General features: G+C 63.4%; 14 protein-coding genes. 8 read left to right on the top strand and 6 right to left on the bottom strand.

Features of this window, described 5'->3' with window-relative positions:
* The first annotated feature begins 3 nt into the window (after positions 1-3).
* From LG30_RS0103260 to LG30_RS0103250, 3 genes are all read left to right on the top strand, one after another.
* On the top strand, positions 4-594 hold the full coding sequence (locus LG30_RS0103260) for a hypothetical protein (protein WP_033129282.1): 591 nt from the start codon (positions 4-6) through the stop codon (positions 592-594).
* Between the two features lie 273 nt (positions 595-867).
* The gene (locus LG30_RS0103255) at positions 868-1,083 is read left to right on the top strand and encodes an HP1242/YdcH family protein (protein ID WP_033129281.1); all 216 of its coding nucleotides are present in this window, start codon (positions 868-870) and stop codon (positions 1,081-1,083) included.
* A gap of 246 nt (positions 1,084-1,329) precedes the next feature.
* Positions 1,330-3,138 (top strand): MOSC N-terminal beta barrel domain-containing protein, encoded by a 1,809-nt coding sequence (locus tag LG30_RS0103250; RefSeq protein WP_033129280.1) that lies wholly within the window; start codon positions 1,330-1,332, stop codon positions 3,136-3,138.
* 76 nt (positions 3,139-3,214) lie between these two features.
* On the opposite strand, the gene htpX is transcribed toward LG30_RS0103250, so the two are convergent.
* The 5 genes from htpX to bioB form a co-directional block, all read right to left on the bottom strand.
* Positions 3,215-4,087, bottom strand: coding sequence for a protease HtpX (gene htpX / locus LG30_RS0103245; RefSeq protein ID WP_033129279.1), 873 nt, complete (start codon positions 4,085-4,087; stop codon positions 3,215-3,217).
* Positions 4,088-4,200: 113 nt separating this feature from the next.
* Entirely contained in the window at positions 4,201-4,881 is a 681-nt protein-coding gene (gene bioD / locus LG30_RS0103240; RefSeq protein ID WP_033129278.1) for a dethiobiotin synthase, read from the bottom strand.
* Between the two features lie 145 nt (positions 4,882-5,026).
* Positions 5,027-5,845: a malonyl-ACP O-methyltransferase BioC gene (gene bioC, locus LG30_RS0103235; RefSeq protein ID WP_033129277.1), complete on the bottom strand. Its 819-nt coding sequence runs from the start codon at positions 5,843-5,845 to the stop codon at positions 5,027-5,029.
* Positions 5,838-7,055 (bottom strand): 8-amino-7-oxononanoate synthase, encoded by a 1,218-nt coding sequence (bioF, locus tag LG30_RS0103230; protein ID WP_033129276.1) that lies wholly within the window; start codon positions 7,053-7,055, stop codon positions 5,838-5,840. The genes bioC and bioF overlap by 8 nt, the downstream gene beginning before the upstream one ends.
* Positions 7,052-8,164 (bottom strand): biotin synthase BioB, encoded by a 1,113-nt coding sequence (bioB, locus tag LG30_RS0103225; RefSeq protein ID WP_033129275.1) that lies wholly within the window; start codon positions 8,162-8,164, stop codon positions 7,052-7,054. The genes bioF and bioB overlap by 4 nt, the downstream gene beginning before the upstream one ends.
* A gap of 193 nt (positions 8,165-8,357) precedes the next feature.
* Here bioB and bioA point away from each other — a divergent pair, with 193 nt between their 5' ends.
* The 5 genes from bioA to LG30_RS0103195 all read left to right on the top strand — a co-directional run bounded on the left by bioA (position 8,358) and on the right by LG30_RS0103195 (position 14,741).
* Positions 8,358-9,632: an adenosylmethionine--8-amino-7-oxononanoate transaminase gene (gene bioA / locus LG30_RS0103220; RefSeq protein WP_033129274.1), complete on the top strand. Its 1,275-nt coding sequence runs from the start codon at positions 8,358-8,360 to the stop codon at positions 9,630-9,632.
* A gap of 135 nt (positions 9,633-9,767) precedes the next feature.
* Positions 9,768-10,580: a HAMP domain-containing protein gene (locus LG30_RS0103215; RefSeq protein ID WP_033129273.1), complete on the top strand. Its 813-nt coding sequence runs from the start codon at positions 9,768-9,770 to the stop codon at positions 10,578-10,580.
* Between the two features lie 268 nt (positions 10,581-10,848).
* A complete protein-coding gene (asnS, locus tag LG30_RS0103210; protein WP_033129272.1) occupies positions 10,849-12,249 on the top strand; it encodes an asparagine--tRNA ligase in 1,401 nt (466 codons plus the stop codon).
* Positions 12,250-12,570: 321 nt separating this feature from the next.
* On the top strand, positions 12,571-13,914 hold the full coding sequence (locus LG30_RS0103200; protein WP_033129270.1) for an anaerobic C4-dicarboxylate transporter: 1,344 nt from the start codon (positions 12,571-12,573) through the stop codon (positions 13,912-13,914).
* Positions 13,915-14,069: 155 nt separating this feature from the next.
* Positions 14,070-14,741, top strand: a complete 672-nt coding sequence (locus LG30_RS0103195; protein WP_033129269.1) for a Dph6-related ATP pyrophosphatase — start codon at positions 14,070-14,072, stop codon at positions 14,739-14,741.
* 146 nt (positions 14,742-14,887) lie between these two features.
* On the opposite strand, the gene LG30_RS0103190 is transcribed toward LG30_RS0103195, so the two are convergent.
* Positions 14,888-16,027, bottom strand: a complete 1,140-nt coding sequence (locus LG30_RS0103190) for a M20 family metallopeptidase (RefSeq protein ID WP_033129268.1) — start codon at positions 16,025-16,027, stop codon at positions 14,888-14,890.
* Positions 16,028-16,062: the final 35 nt, after the last annotated feature.

Here is a 16,062-nt window from a genome sequence, read left to right as displayed (position 1 = left end):
ATGATGAAGAAAATAGGACTCTTGTTGGCAGCCCTCCTGCTCAGCCCACTGGCCATGGCGCAGACCGCGCCCAAAGCCCCCAAGGCACCCGCCCCCCAAACCTGGTACGTGGCTCCCATCGCCATCGATGAGACCAACGAGGCGCAGAAGGCGCTGACCAAGGAATTCATGGCTCAGATGATCAAGACCATCAAGATCAACGAGTACCAGACCGGCAAGGCGGTCGGCAAGACCAAGGATCCCAAGTGGCTGATCCGCACCAAGCTGATGCATGCCAGCACGGAGCCCCTGGTCGGCAAGAAACATCCCCAGGCCCTCACCTACGGCAAGGGCACCCCCACCCAAGAGATCGTCGGCGAGCTCATCATGAACGGCACCCTGGTCGCCCATGTGGGTCAGGGCTGGCGTGAGCCCATAGTCCCCGGCACCCCGGTGGCCGAGAAGATCACCATCGCCAACTACCAGTACGCCATCGGCGACGAGGCCAAGGCGCCGGATCTGGAAGAGCTGGCGGCGCAGATTGGCTTCGAGGTGGGCAAGGTGATCGCCCGCGACGGCCAGCCGTTGCCCGAGAAGAAAAAGAAAAAAGAGTAAAACGCGTCTGCGTTGCAACGAGGGGCCTTTGGCCCCTTTTTGCTGTCCGTGACTGTCATCCCTTGGTCACAAACGTGACGCCAATCCCGATTTAACGCACTCCCCCTTACTCATAAGCCCCTTATCTGCTTGTGATTCAATTAGTTAAAAAACTGCAGAGGCGGGCTAAGATCCATTGGCGCCGAATTTGAAGCGGATCACATTTCTTCGTCGGGGTTAGGGGTAGTTTGAAGGTCAAGGCACAATCAAACGAAACAAAGGAGGCTCCATTACATGTTCCCAGAGTACAGAGATCTCATCTCTAAACTGAAGAGCAGTGATGTCCATTTCCAGAAGAAGTTTGACTTGCACAACGACCTGGATGAGGAGATTAGAAAACTGGAAAAGCATCACGCCAGCGATTACAGCTCCGAGGTGAAGGATCTGAAAAAACAGAAACTTAAACTGAAAGAGGAGATATACGACATCCTCAAACAACATCCACATTAGACGCCTCGACGAATACCCGGATAAGCAACTTATCCCCCAGCCCGGCTTGTATGCCGGGCTTTTTATTGCCGGTCGCCACCATCCCCCTCACCTGGCGCCAGCGGTCATCGCGGGGCTTGGTGACAGCCCTCAAGCCGGTTAACATCTTTCCTCTCTGCACTCCCTGCTCCGCTCGGGTATCGTCGCGCGATCCTGGCCGGACCTGAGTCGCCACTGTGCTCTCTCTCGACCAACAAGGACCCGGACATGCCAAGGCTCGACAGCATTCATCTCTATCCCATCAAATCGACCGCAGGCATGCCACTGACCCGCGCCCTGGTGACCGAAGAGGGCCTGAAAGGCGATCGCCGTTACATGGTGGTCAAACCGGATGGCAGCTTCATCACGGCCCGCACCCATCCCCAGCTACAGCTGGTGGTGGCCGCCGCCGTCGACGGCGGCTTGCAGTTGCGCTACCCGGGCCTGGATCCCCTCAGCCTGCAGGAGCAGGCATTCAGCCGGGCTCCGCAGGCCACCGGCGTCTGGGGCGACAGCTTCCATGCTCTGCACACCCACGCTCAGGCCGATGCCTGGCTGAGCCGGGTGGCGGGGGAGCCGGTTCGCCTGCTCTGGCTCGGCGAAACCTCTGACCGCTTTCGGGAGAAAACCGGTACCCGGGTCAGCTTTGCCGACGGCTATCCCCTGCTGCTGATCAGCCAGGCCTCGCTCGATGACCTCAACCTGAGGTCCGATGCCCTGCACCAGATGAGCCAGTTCAGGACCAACCTGGTGGCGAGCGGCACCCGCCCCTTCGAGGAGGATGGCTGGAAGCGGATCCGCATCGGCGAGGTGGAGTTTCTGGTGGCCAAGCCCTGCAGCCGCTGCATCATGACCACGGTGGAGGCGGGCACGGATCGCTTCAACGCCCTGAAAGAGCCACTGGCCACCCTCACCCGCTACCGCCGTGGCCAAGATGGCGAGGTCTATTTCGGCCAGAATCTGGTGGCGCTGAACGAGGGCTGGATTGAGGCAGGCAGCGAGATCGAGGTACTGGAAAGCACCCGCCCCCCCGTCTACCCCAATGCGGCGCCGAAGAAGCGGGCGCTGGTCTGCGTCGCCCGCGAGCCCCTGGCCCGGGATCTGGAGACCTTCTGGTTCGAGGCCGCCGACGGCGAGCCGTTGCCTGACTATCTGCCGGGCCAGCACCTGCCCATCAGCCTCGACATCAAGGGGGAAAGGCAACAGCGCCGCTATACCCTGAGCTCCACCCCGGAGAGGCCTGAGCGTTACGGCATCAGCGTCAAGAAGCTGGCCGATGGCCGTATCTCCCCCTGGCTGCACAGCCAGCTCAAGGTCGGTGACCGCCTGTTGGCCGCCCCTCCCGCCGGTGACTTCCACCTGGGGACCGAGCGCAAGTTGCTGCTGCTCTCGGCGGGCTCCGGCGTCACCCCCATGCTCTCCATCGCCCGCACCCTGCATCTCAGACACGAACTCGACGATATGCACTTTATGCACCTGTGCCGCAGCGAGGCCGACATCCCGGCCGCCGCCGAACTGCACGCCATGAGTCAGGCCGGCATGCAGCTGACCCTGATCCTGAGTCAGCCCGATGGCCATTGGCAGGGCATGAGCGGGCGCCTCGGCAAGGTGCACCTCGCGCAGGTCAAGGGTCTGCTGGCGCGGGACGTCTTCCTGTGCGGCCCCCACGGCTTTATGAGCGAGGCAGTCGAGCAGTTACGTGAATTGGGGGTGGCCGCCGAGCGCATCCGGCAGGAGAGCTTCGGCGGCGCCATCCTCTCGGTGACCCGTCCCCACCAGGCGGTGCAGCTGCGCATCGGCGAGCAGAGTTTTACGGGCAACAATCAGGGCACCATACTGGATCAGGCCCACAAGCAGGGGGTGGAGCTGCCCTGGAGCTGCCGCGCCGGCATCTGCGGCAGCTGCAAGCAGACCCTGATCGAAGGGGAAGTGGATCACCCGGAGGCGCCAGCCATCACCGCCGCCGAGCGGGCCGAGGGCAAGATCCTCACCTGCTGCGCCGTGCCGCTGACCGATCTGGTGATCGGACCCCGATAAGGGGGGGATGCGAGGGCTATGTGCCCCAGAAAGCAAAACGGCTGCCCAAGGGCAGCCGTTTTTGATGGCGATACGCTTAACCGCGCAGGGCGGCGATGCGCTGCTCGATGGGCGGGTGGCTCATGAACAGCTCGCTCACGGAACGCTTGCCGTTGATGCCAAAGGCCATCATGGTGCCTTCCATCTGCGGCTCGGCACCGCGGGAGAGGCGCTGCAGCGCGGCAATCATCTTGTCGCGACCGGCCAGCTTGGCGGCGCCGGCGTCGGCGCGGAACTCGCGCTGACGGCTGAACCACATGACGATCATGGAGGCCAGTACCCCGAACACCATCTCCAGCACGAACACGGTGATCATGTAGGCGAAGCCACCGGAGCTGCTGCTCTCTTCGCTGTTGCTTGAGCTGAAGAAGTTGCTGATGACGCCGGCCACTATACGGGCGAAGAACATCACGAAGGTGTTCACCACCCCCTGGATCAGGGTCAGGGTCACCATGTCGCCGTTGGCCACGTGGCTCACCTCGTGGGCCAGCACGGCTTCCGCCTCGTCGCGGCTCATGCTGTAGAGCAGGCCGGAGGAGACGGCCACCAGCGAATCGTCGCGGCGGGCACCGGTGGCGAAGGCGTTCATCTCGGGGGAGTCGTAGATCCCCACTTCCGGCATCTTGATGCCTGCCTCGCGAGCCTGACGAGCCACTGTGCTCACCAGCCAGTGCTCGGTCTCGTTACGGGGTTGCTCGATGACCTGGACACCATAGCTGCGCTTGGCCATCCACTTGGACATCAGCAAGGAGATAAAGGAACCCCCAAAACCGAACACGGCGCAGAACACCAACAGACCGGAAATGCTGGACTTGTTGATCCCCAGAACCGAGAACAGGATATTGAGTACCACCCCCAGCACCAGCATGACGGCCAGGTTGGTCACCAGGAATAGCATAATTCGCTTCATATTGACTCCTTGTGAGATATAGATGCGTGGTCCGGGCCAATTCGCTGCCAGCCCGATACCACACCAGCTCCAGATAATAGATAGATCCGATGAATGTTTGCTGAATGTCGGGTTCAGAGCAGAGGAGAAATATCGAGACACCCGCGCAAGTCAGCTTCGAGTGGATTGTTTACAAAGGGTATTTCACCCAAAAATGGCGCCGGTAGCAAGCCCCTCAGAGTATCCAGATTCTCCTGATAGTGGCTCATGCGATCATCCAGCCGATTGATCACCCAGCCCGCGATCGGCAGATCCATGTTGCGAATGGCGGCGAAGGTGAGCAACGCATGGTTGAGGCAACCGAGCTTGGCCCCCACCACCACGATCACCGGCAGATTCTCCTGCCTGACCCAGTCCGACAGCAGATAGGTTCTGTCCAGCGGCAGGAACCACCCCCCCGCCCCCTCGACGATCACCAGCTCGGCCCCCGCCTGCTCTATGTTGCGCAGACCTGCCGACAAGCCGCTCAGGGGGATGGACTCCCCCACCTCGCGGGCGGCGATATGGGGCGCGATCGGGGGTTCAAAGGCAAAGGGATTGACCAGCTCGTAGGGCAGCGGCAGGCTGGCGGCGGCCTGCAGCAGCAGGGCATCCTGGTTGCGCAGCCCCTCGGCGGTGCGGGCACAGCCCGCCGAGATGGGCTTGTAACCGGCGCATGAGAGGCCCTGGGCGGCGAGTTCCCGCAGCAAGGTGCGGGCGACCAGCGTCTTGCCCACGTCGGTGTCGGTGCCGGTGATGAAGAAGGATTTGACCATGATGACTCCTCAACGCAATACAGGGTGACGGCCAGAGCGGCTCACCCGCGTTTCAATGATGCTCGGTGGCGAGTCCGCTCCCTCATGGGTGGGCGGAATCGCTGATGGACGGACCAGCCGGCCTTCTGACGAACAAGCCGGCCTTCTATTGACGAACGAGTCGTCCGAGGCAGACCTGGTAGCTGGCGGCCAGCAGGCCATTCGGCTGACGATATTGCTCATAGGCCTCCCCCAGACGCAGCAGGCGCTGACGATTGCCAAGACCGGGCTGGCGTCCGTCGTTGATCTGGCTGGCGCCTATCCCCTTGAGATCCCGCAGCAGGCCGTTGAGCTCCGGGTAGGCGAGGGACCAGGTCTGGCACGCCAGTTCCGGGGCGGGGAAACCCCCGTCGCTGAGGGCGCGGCGCAATTGTGGCAGGCTGAGGAAGCGATTGACATGAGGACGCTCGTCAACTGTGCGCCAGGCCTCACGCAGCTGCCAGAGGGAGTCCGAGAGCAGGGTCGAGAACAGCAGTTGACCGCCAGGCTTGAGCACCCGACACAGCTCGGCGAAGGCCTGGGCCGGGCGCTCGCACCACTGCAGGGCCAGGCTGGAGAAGACCCAGTCCAGACTCTGGTCGGCGAAGGGCAACTGCTCCGCATCACCGCACAGCAGCAGGGCGCCACAGCCCCGTTGGGCCGCCTGCGCCAGCATGCCGGGGGCGAGATCCAGCCCGTGCAGCCGCTGGCAGCGATCGGCCAGCGCAGGCAGGAAGAAGCCGGTGCCACAGCCAAGATCCAGCCCGGCCTCGGGTAAGGCACCGGTCAGAGATGAGCCGGCCGGCATCATGGCCAGCAAGGCCTGCCCCACCTCCTGCTGAAACTGGGCATGGGCGTCGTACCGGTGGGCGGCGGCGCCGAAGCGGCGCGCCAGCTGCACCTTGTCGACCCGCTGAAAGGCGTCCCGAGATTGAGGATCATGCATGGGAAGACTCCCCGGCAGGGGCCGGGCAGAGGGCTGCTCCTTGGCAAGGGCCCAAGCCATCGAGCAGGCGATCGACATCCTGCTCGCTGTGGGCGGCGCTGAGAGTGATGCGCAGCCGCGCCGTGCCCGCCGGCACAGTGGGCGGACGGATGGCACCGACCCAGAGGCCGCGCTCACGCAACCGCTCGCTCAAAGCCAGCGCAGGCGCGCTCTCCCCCACCAGCAACGGCTGGATCGGGGTCTCGCTCGCCCCAAGCCGCCAGCCGAGCTGGCTGGCCCCCTGCCGGAAGCGGCTAATCAGCTGCCGCAACTGATCACGCGCCTCATCGGCAACCCGTACCAGCGCCAGGCTCTGGCTGACCGCGCAGGCCTGGGCGGCGGGCATATGGGTGCTGTAGACATAGGGACGGGCGAAGTTGACCAGATAGTCCACCAGCTCACGGCTACCGCCGACGAAGGCCCCGGCCACCCCGAGCGCCTTGCCAAAGGTACCCATCTGGATGTGGACGCAAGCCGGGCTCACCCCCTGCGCCGCCAGGGTGCCGCGCCCCTCTGGCCCGAGCACCCCGATACCGTGGGCGTCGTCGATCATCAGCCAGTTGCCGCTCTGGGCGGCGAGGCGGCTGAGTGCTGCCCAAGGCCCCTGATCCCCGTCCATGCTGAACACCCCCTCGGAGACGATGAGGCCACGGCCCGGTTCAAGCTGCCGCTCGAGCGCGTCCATGTCGTTGTGGGGAAAGCGCCTCATCTTGCAGGGCAGCTGGCTGCCCATCTCCTGCAAGGAGGCGTGGTTGAGCCTGTCCTGCCACAGCAGGTGATCCTTGCCGAGCAAGGCTTTCAGCACCGCCTGATTGGCGGAGAAGCCGCAGTTGAACAGCAGCACCGCCTCCAGTCCCAGCCAATGAGCGAGGTCTTCTTCGAGCTGCTGGTGGGCGCGGCTGTAGCCGGTCACCAGGGGGGAGGCACCGGATCCCGCGCCATATCGATCGACCCCGGCCTTGAACGCAGCCTTGATGGCCTCATGGCCCCCCAGCCCCAGGTAGTCGTTGGCGGAGAAGTTGAGGTACTCGCGCCCCCCGACCCGCAGCCGGAGCCCGGTGGCGCCCTCGGTCGGGGTGCGTCGGCGCAGCAGGTCATTACGCTCACGCTCGGCCAGGGCGTCACTCAGGGCGAAAGGCCCCGATTTATCAGAGGAAGTGACGATATTCATGCGGATTTCACAGCAGATTGCACTGCCGCGCGTTGACGGGTGGCATCATAGAACAGCTCGTCACCGGCGGGCTCCCGTGTCACCTGAGCCAGCAGCTCCGCTTCCAGTTCCAATCTCTGCACCTCATCGGGCTTCTGGGCGCGCTGGGCGGGGCGAATACCGAGCCGCTTGAACAGCTGCATGTCGGTGCTCTCGTCCGGGTTCGGCGTGGTCAGCAGCTTGCAGCCATAAAAAATCGAATTTGCACCCGCCATGAAGCACAGGGCCTGCATCTGCTCGTTCATCTTCTCCCGCCCGGCGGAGAGGCGCACGTGGGAGCCCGGCATCATGATGCGGGCCACGGCGATGGTGCGGATAAATTCGAAGGAGTCCAGGTTCTCTTCGTTTTCCAGGGGCGTCCCCTTCACCTTGACCAGCATGTTGATGGGCACGCTCTCCGGGTGGCGCGGCAGGTTCGCCAGCGCCATCAGCAGACCAGCGCGGTCCTTGGCCTGCTCCCCCATGCCGACGATGCCGCCGGAACAGACCTTCATGCCGGCGCCGCGCACGTGTTCCAGGGTATCGAGTCTGTCCTGATAGGTACGGGTGGTGATGATGTCACCGTAGAACTCCGGCGAGGTGTCGAGGTTGTGGTTGTAGTAGTCGAGCCCGGCGGCGCCGAGGCGGGCGGCCTGATCCGCGGTCAGCATGCCGAGCGTCATGCAGGTCTCCATGCCGAGCCCCCGCACCTCCTCGACCATCCGCAGTATGTAGGGCATGTCTTTTTCCTTGGGATTGCGCCAGGCGGCCCCCATGCAGAAGCGCGACGAGCCGTTAGCCCTGGCCTCCCGGGCCCGCTCCAGCACCTTCTCCACCTCCATCAGCCGCTCGGTCTCGAGGCCGGTGTGATAGCGGGCGCTCTGGGGACAGTACTTGCAATCCTCCGGGCAGGCGCCCGTCTTGATGGAGAGCAGGGTGCTCACTTGCACCTCGTTCGGGTCGAAATGGGCGCGGTGCACCGTCTGGGCCTGGAACAGCAGATCGTTGAACGGCAGGGCAAACAGCGACTGCACCTCGGCGAGGGTCCAGTCGTGACGAAGGGCGTGACCCCCCAGAGTGAGAGCATTCATACATGGCTTCCGATTGTTATAAGTGGGATCCTGCGCCGCCCATCCCGGATGAGCGACCACAGAACCCGCCGCCATGCCTCGCACGCAATCCTGAGTGTGCGAAGCCAAGTGGCTGAAATTGTTGGCTAGTGTAGAGAGCGCGCGTAGACTGTCAACACCGACCAGATCAATAACATTGACAACAGAACACAAAATGACCAACCAAGAATTCGACCTGCACCACGTCTGGCACCCCTATACCTCCCTCACCCAGCCCCTGCCCTGCTACGAGGTCGCCAGCGCCAAAGGCGTGACCCTCACCCTGAGCGACGGCCGCGAGCTGGTGGATGGCATGAGCTCCTGGTGGGCCTGTATTCACGGCTATCAGGTGCCGGAGCTGGATGCGGCGGCGAGCGCTCAGCTCGGCAAGATGTCCCACGTGATGTTTGGCGGCCTGACCCATGCCCCCGCCATCGAGCTGTGCCGCAAGCTGGTGGAGATCACCCCGGCCGGCCTGGATCGGGTCTTCCTTGCCGATTCCGGCTCGGTGGCGGTGGAGGTGGCGCTCAAGATGGCCCAGCAGTACTGGCATGCCAAAGGCACCCCCAGATCCCGGTTCCTCTCCCTGCGCGGCGGCTATCACGGCGATACCTTCGGCGCCATGAGCGTCACCGACCCCGATGGCGGCATGCACGAGCTCTACCAGGGATTCTTGCCCGAGCAGCTGTTTGTGGAGGCGCCGAGCTGCCGTTTCCACGCCGACTGGAACGAGGAGTGCGTGGTGGAGCTCGCCAGCCTGATGGCGGATCATCACGAGGAAATCGCCGCCATCGTGCTCGAACCCATCGTCCAGGGGGCCGGCGGCATGCGCTTCTACCACCCCCGCTACCTGCAGTGGGTGCGCGCCCTGTGCGACGAGTTCGGGGTGCTACTCATCGCCGACGAGATCGCCACCGGCTTCGGCCGTACCGGCCAGCTGTTCGCCTGCGACTGGGCGGGCATCAGCCCCGATATCATGTGTCTGGGCAAGGCACTCACCGGCGGCTACCTGACGCTCTCCGCCACCCTCACCACGGAGCGGGTCGCCCGCACCATCTGTGACGGCAAGGCGGGGGTCTTCATGCACGGGCCGACCTTCATGGGCAATCCGCTGGCCTGCGCCGTGGCCAACGCCTCCATCGAGCTGCTGCTGGCCTCGCCGTGGCAGGAGCGGGTGCGCGCCATCGAGCATCAGCTCAGAACCGAGCTGGTGGCGCTGACCCTGAACCCTTTGGTTGCAGATGTGCGGGTGCTGGGCGCCATCGGGGTGGTGGAGATGAAGGAGCGGGTCGATGTGGCGCGCATCCAGCGCAAGTTTGTCGAACTGGGGGCCTGGATCCGGCCCTTCGGCAAGCTCATCTATCTGATGCCCCCCTTCGTCATCTCCCCGTCGGAATTAACCGTGCTGACCACCGCCATCACCCAGGCCATCGCCAGCGGCGACTACTGAGCCAGCATGAACAGGCCCTGCATGGGAGTGCAGGGCCTTTTGGCTCTTTTTCATCAGAATGTGAGCGATCCATCAAAACCCGACAGGGCAGAAGAGTAGACTGCGTGGGTTTGACCCAACAGATGTACCAGCCCCATGCGCCTCTCCATCACTGCCAAGATCCATTTCTTCCTGCTGTTCATCTTCTCCATGGTATTGGTGTTCTCCGCAGCCTATCAGGCGGTACGCGAGCGTGACCTCATCCTGACCCTCATCAAGGAGCAGAGCCACGAACAGATCGAGGCCTATTTCGACGGCCTCAACATGCTGATGCTGACCGACAAGATGGCGGCCCGCGATACCCTGCGCAGCAAGTTCCTCGAGCACGCCCACGTGGAAGACGCCCGCATAGTGCGCGGCGCGGCCGTCAACAAGCAGTACGGACCGGGTCGCGAGACCGAGGCACCCAAGGACAGATTCGATGCCCTGGCGCTGGCGGGCAAGGCCAGTGTGGAAGTGGTCAACGACGGCATGCACAGCAAGCTGGTGGTGACCCGCCCGCTGCTGGCCCAGAAAGATTTTCGCGGCACCGACTGCACCAGCTGCCATCAGGTGCCGGAGAATAGCGTGCTGGGGGCGGTGCGCTTTGACTACTCCCTCGACACTCTCTTTACCCGGGTCGAGCAGAATATCCTCACCTCGGCCTTGAGCCTCACCGTCATCTTCGGGCTGGGCCTGTTGCTGACGCTCTGGGTCATCCGCACCTGGATAGTCCGCCCCCTCAACCAGCTGACCCGCTCCATGGAGGAGGCCACCGATCGCCACGACTTCGGTCATCGGCTCGAGGGGGACGAGGGGGACGAGATAGGCCGGGTCGCACTGGCCTACAACCAGATGCTCGACAGCGTGGAGCGCCAGCTCGGCAAGCGCCCCATCTCCCCGGAGCGAGACAAGAAAAACCAAGGCTGAGCGGGAGAACGTCACCGCCTGCGGGCTCTCGCCAGGCCCCGTAAGGCGCCTGCCTGTGCGCCGCCCTGCTCGCCCCCTGTTTTTACGGCTCGCCTCGCGAGCGATCCGGGCCGACAACCCCGCAAACGACCGATATTTTTGCTTGGTTTTATCAAACCCCCACGGGTAAGATTGACGGCTTAGTCTGCCAGCCAGGGCTCTTCATGCCCCGGCCAGACCCCTAGTGTTGCAAATAGCGCTGCAAGAACAAGCTGGAGACAATATTTCGATGACGCACGCATCCGTAGTAGATGTGCTGACCGGTAAGTATGCGGTTGGCACCACCCAGACAGTCAAAGGGTGGATCCGGACCCGCCGTGATTCCAAGGCGGGGATCTCATTTTTGGCCATATCCGATGGCTCCTGTTTCCATCCGGTACAGGCCGTCGTCCCCAATACCCTGGCCAATTACGAGAATGAAGTGCTGCGTCTGACCACCGCTTGCTCCGTGGAGGTGACCGGTGTGGTTGCCGAATCCCAGGGCAGCGGTCAGGCCTTCGAGCTGCAAGCCACCGAGGTCAAGGTAGTGGGCTGGGTCGAAGATCCGGATACCTACCCCATGTCTGCCAAGCGTCACAGCATCGAGTTCCTGCGTGAACAGGCTCACCTGCGCGCCCGTACCAACGTGGTCGGCGCCGTGACCCGGGTGCGCAACTGCCTGGCCCAGGCCATTCACCGCTTCTTCCACGAAGAAGGCTACCTGTGGATCGCCGCCCCGCTCATCACCGCCTCCGACACCGAAGGCGCCGGCGAGATGTTCCGGGTCTCCACTCTGGATCTGGAAAACCTGCCGCGCACGCCCGAAGGCAAGGTCGACTACGACAAGGACTTCTTCGGCAAGGAGACCTTCCTGACCGTGTCCGGTCAGCTCAACGTCGAGACCTATGCCTGCGCCCTGTCCAAGGTCTACACCTTCGGCCCGACCTTCCGCGCCGAAAACTCCAACACCAGCCGCCACCTGGCCGAGTTCTGGATGGTGGAGCCGGAGATTGCCTTCGCGGATCTGGAAGACAACGCCGCCCTGGCCGAAGCCATGCTGAAATACGTCTTCAACGCCGTCCTGGCCGAGCGCCGCGACGATCTGGAGTTCTTCGCCCAGCACGTCGACAAGGACGCCATCGGCCGTCTGGAGCGCTTCGTTGCCTCCGACTTCGCCCAGATCGACTACACCGACGCCATCGAAGTGCTGAAAAACTGCGGCAAGACCTTCGAGTTCCCGGTCTCCTGGGGCATCGATCTCTCCTCCGAGCACGAGCGCTATCTGGCCGAGGAGCACTTCAAGTCCCCTGTGGTGGTGAAGAACTACCCCAAAGACATCAAGGCCTTCTACATGCGCCTCAACGACGACGGCAAGACCGTCGCCGCCATGGACGTGCTGGCCCCGGGGATCGGCGAGATCATCGGTGGTGCCCAGCGTGAGGAGCGCCTCGAGGTGCTCGATCAACGCATGGCCGAGATGGGTCTGAACAAGGAAGACTACTGGTGGTATCGCGACCTGCGTCGCTACGGCACAGTGCCGCACTCCGGCTTTGGTCTCGGCTTCGAGCGCCTGGTGGTCTATGTGACCGGCATGGGCAACGTGCGCGACGTCATCCCCTTCCCGCGTACCCCTCGCACCGCCGAGTTCTAAGCCGCGAGTATCACGCGAAAATCGTAAAAAGCCGACCTCAGGGTCGGCTTTTTTATTGCTTCCCGGACGCCGCCGCCGGCATGCCCATCCGCACAGTTCCCCTCTTTTCTCGCCTCCGCCCGCCTTTTCTCCCCCGAACCAGCCATCAGAACCGTAGTTTTTATGCACTTAAATCGAAAAAACATGGGTTGTTGAAGTACCTCAAATTTTTACCCCTTTAGGGTAGGCAGAATAACAACTAACCCTTTAGGGGCAAATAACAACAAACAATGTCGTCCTGGGCGCTGCGCCTTCATGGACCGAATCACACGAGGTAATGGAATGATCTTCATGGAATTTATGGTGGTACTCGGCTGTTTGCTGCTGGGTACCCGTTTCGGGGGCATGGGACTGGGTCTCATCAGCGGCATAGGCCTGTTCCTGCTGACCTTCGTGTTCGGCCTCACCCCGGGTGAGCCACCGGTGCAGGTGATGCTCACCATACTGGCGGTGATCGGTTGCGCCGCCACCCTGCAGACCGCAGGCGGCCTCAACCTGATGATGCAGATTGCCGAGCGCCTGCTGCGCCGCCACCCGCAGTACATCACCATTCTGGCCCCCCTCACCACCTGGACCCTCACCTTCCTGTGCGGCACCGGCCACGTGGTCTACACCATGTTCCCCATCATTTCCGACATAGCGCTGCAGAAGAATATCCGCCCGGAACGCCCCATGGCGGTGGCGTCCGTTGCCTCCCAGATGGCGATCTGCGCCTCGCCGGTGTCGGTGGCCGTGGTCTCCATGGTCTCCATCCTGGCGGCCGGCCATGGCATAGGTCAGGCCTACAGCCTGCTGGACATCCTGATGATCGCCATCCCCTCCTCCCTGTCCGGCGTCATAGTCGCGGCCCTGTGGAGCCTGCGCCGCGGCAAGGATCTGGACAAGGACGAGGAGTTCCAGGCCAAGATCAAGGATCCCGAGCAACGCGCCTTCATCTACGGCGGCGGTGAAACCCTGCTCAACACCAAGTTCCCGAAAGAGGCCTACTGGTCGACCTGGATCTTCTTCGCCGCCATCGCCGCCGTGGTCTTGCTCGGTGCCAACGAAGGTCTGCGTCCGGTGTTCACCATCAAGGACAAGACCGGCCCGCTCTCCATGAACCTGGTGATCCAGATGATGATGCTGATCGCTGGCGCCGTGATCCTGATGCGCTGCAAGGTCAAGCCGGGTGACATCTCCAACGGCGCCGTGTTCAAGGCGGGCATGGTCGCCATCTTCTCGGTGTTCGGGGTCGCCTGGATGAGCGAGACCTTCTTCCAGGCCCACATGCCGCTGCTCAAAGAAACCCTGGCCCACGTGGTGCAGGCCCAGCCCTGGACCTATGCCCTGGTGCTCTTCCTCATCTCCAAGCTGGTGAACAGCCAGGCCGCCGCGCTCACCGCCATCGCTCCCATGGGGCTGGCGCTGGGGGTCGAGCCCAAGCTGCTGATCGCCTTCCTGCCGGCGAGCTACGGCTACTTCGTGCTGCCGACCTACCCGAGCGATCTGGCCTGTATCGGTTTCGACCGCACCGGCACCACCCGCATCGGCAAGTACATCATCAACCACAGCTTCATCATTCCGGGCCTGATCGGGGTCGCCACCTCCTGCAGCCTGGGTTATGTGCTGACCAGCATACTGCTGTGACGCTCTTTCAAACCCATCGGCATTCCTGATGCCACTCAACAGGCCTCCATTTGCGAGGCCTGTTGTTTTTCTGCCCTCTGCGCCCGCCCTACGGATTTTGCCAAGGCCCCCTTGGGCGGGTAGCATGCCTCCTCTTTCCCCTTTGGAATCACACCATGTCTCGCGTCATCGCGCTCTGGAGTGGCGGCAAGGATGCCATGCAGGCGCTCTGCCATGCCCGCGATCAGGGCCATCAGGTGGTGGCCCTGGTCACCTTCGCCCCGCCCAATCCCCGCTTCCTCGCCCATCCGCTGCCGCTGGTACGGCGCCAGGCCGAGGCCCTCGGCCTGCCCCATCAACTGGTGACCATAGCAGCGCCCTTCGAGCAGAGTTACGAGCAGGCGCTGGTCAGCTTGCAGCGGGAGTGGGCGATAGAGGGGGTGGTCACCGGCGACATCGACAGCGTGGGCGGTGCCGATAACTGGATCCGCGCCCGCTGCCAGCCGCTCGGGCTCAAAGTGCATACACCCCTTTGGCAACAGCCAAGGGACGTACTGCTGGCGGACTTGCTGGCCCGCGGCATCCGGGCTCATCTCTCCTGCGTCGATAGCCGGGTGCTGACCCCCGACTGGGTGGGGAGGGCGCTGGATGCCGCCAGCCTCGCCGAGTTGCAGGCGCTGGCGGCGCGACAGGGGTTCGATGCCTGCGGCGAGCAGGGGGAGTACCACAGCATGGTGACCGACGGGCCAGGGTTTGCTGCGCCGATCCCCCTCAACGGCTGGCGGGTAGCGCGGCAGGATCACCTCGCCTATCTGGCGGAAGATGGCGCGAGCCATCTAGTCAGTTAGGCGCTAGCCGTCTAATCAGTTAGACGCTAGCCATCTGGTCAGTTAGGCGCGAGTCATCTGGTCAATTAGGGCAGCTCCAGACCATCCAATTTCCATAAAAAACGGGAGGCCTGGGCCTCCCGTTTGCACTGCCTTGATGCGATTTTTCAGCGCGCTAGCTTGGTCAATACGCGTGTAAGCAGACGAATACGTGGCGCTATGCTCTCCAGCAGCAGGAACTCGCTCTCAGAGTGGAAGCCCCCCCCCATGGGGCCGAAGCCGTCAAGGGACGGCACCCCGGCCGCGGCGGTGAAGTTCGCGTCCGAGCCGCCGCCGGCCTCCAGCCAGTTGAAGGGGATCCCCTCCTCAGCCGCCGCAGCCTCCACCAGCGCCATCAGGGCCTCGGTGTCGCCATTGGGGCGCATCGCCGGCTTGAAGGTCTGGCGATCCACCTCGACCCGACAACCCGTGAGGAAGGGGTTGTTGGCCATGAAGCCGAGCCGCTCGTGCACGGCGGCCGCCTCGTCGTTGCTCCAGAAGCGCAAGTCGACGATGGCCTCGGCGAAGTCCGGCACCACGTTGACCCCGGTCCCCCCCTGCACCACCCCCACGTTCATGGTGGTGCCGGTCTCCAGGTTGACCTGCTCGTTGATGGCCAGCACCCAATTAGCGAGCTCTGTGATGGCGGAGATCCCCTCGGCCAGGGCGGAGCCCGCGTGGGAGGCCTTGCCGTGGAAGCGGATGCGGTACTTGGCGTTGCCCTTGCGGGCGCTGATGAGATCCCCGCTCGGGCGAGCCGCCTCGGCCACCAGCACGCAGGCGCTTTGCTTGGCTTTCTCTACCAGCCACTCCTTGGACCAGGGGGACCCAATCTCCTCGTCGCAGTTGCAGCAGACCAGCACCTTCAACCCGGCAAGCACCGCCGGATCCAGGGCCTTGAGCGCATACCAGGTGGAGAGCAGGCCGCTCTTCATGTCGGAGACGCCGGGGCCGAAGGCCTGATCGCCCTCGATCTTGAGCGGCCGTTTGGCGGCGGTCCCCTCCGGGAAGACGGTGTCCATGTGACCCACCAGCATGACGTCATAGTGGCTGGCGCCGGGGGCATTGGTGATTTCGAGGCAGGGGCCGCACTCATCGGCAAACTGGTGGCGCACCACCTGCCAGCCGATGGCCTCATATTTTTCGGTCATGATGTCGGCGACCCTGGCCACCCCGGCCGGGGTGCGGGTGCCGCAATCGAGATTGATCAGCGGCGCGAGATCCGCCAGATAGGCGTCCAGGGAAAAACCGTTGCGTGAGTCTGTCATCATCGTCTCCATGGGCTGGGAAGGCGGGCCTCCCA

The sequence above is a fragment of the Aeromonas aquatica genome (genome assembly GCF_000764655.1).
Classification (GTDB): domain Bacteria; phylum Pseudomonadota; class Gammaproteobacteria; order Enterobacterales; family Aeromonadaceae; genus Aeromonas; species Aeromonas aquatica.
This window is presented reverse-complemented; position numbering and strand designations above follow the sequence as displayed.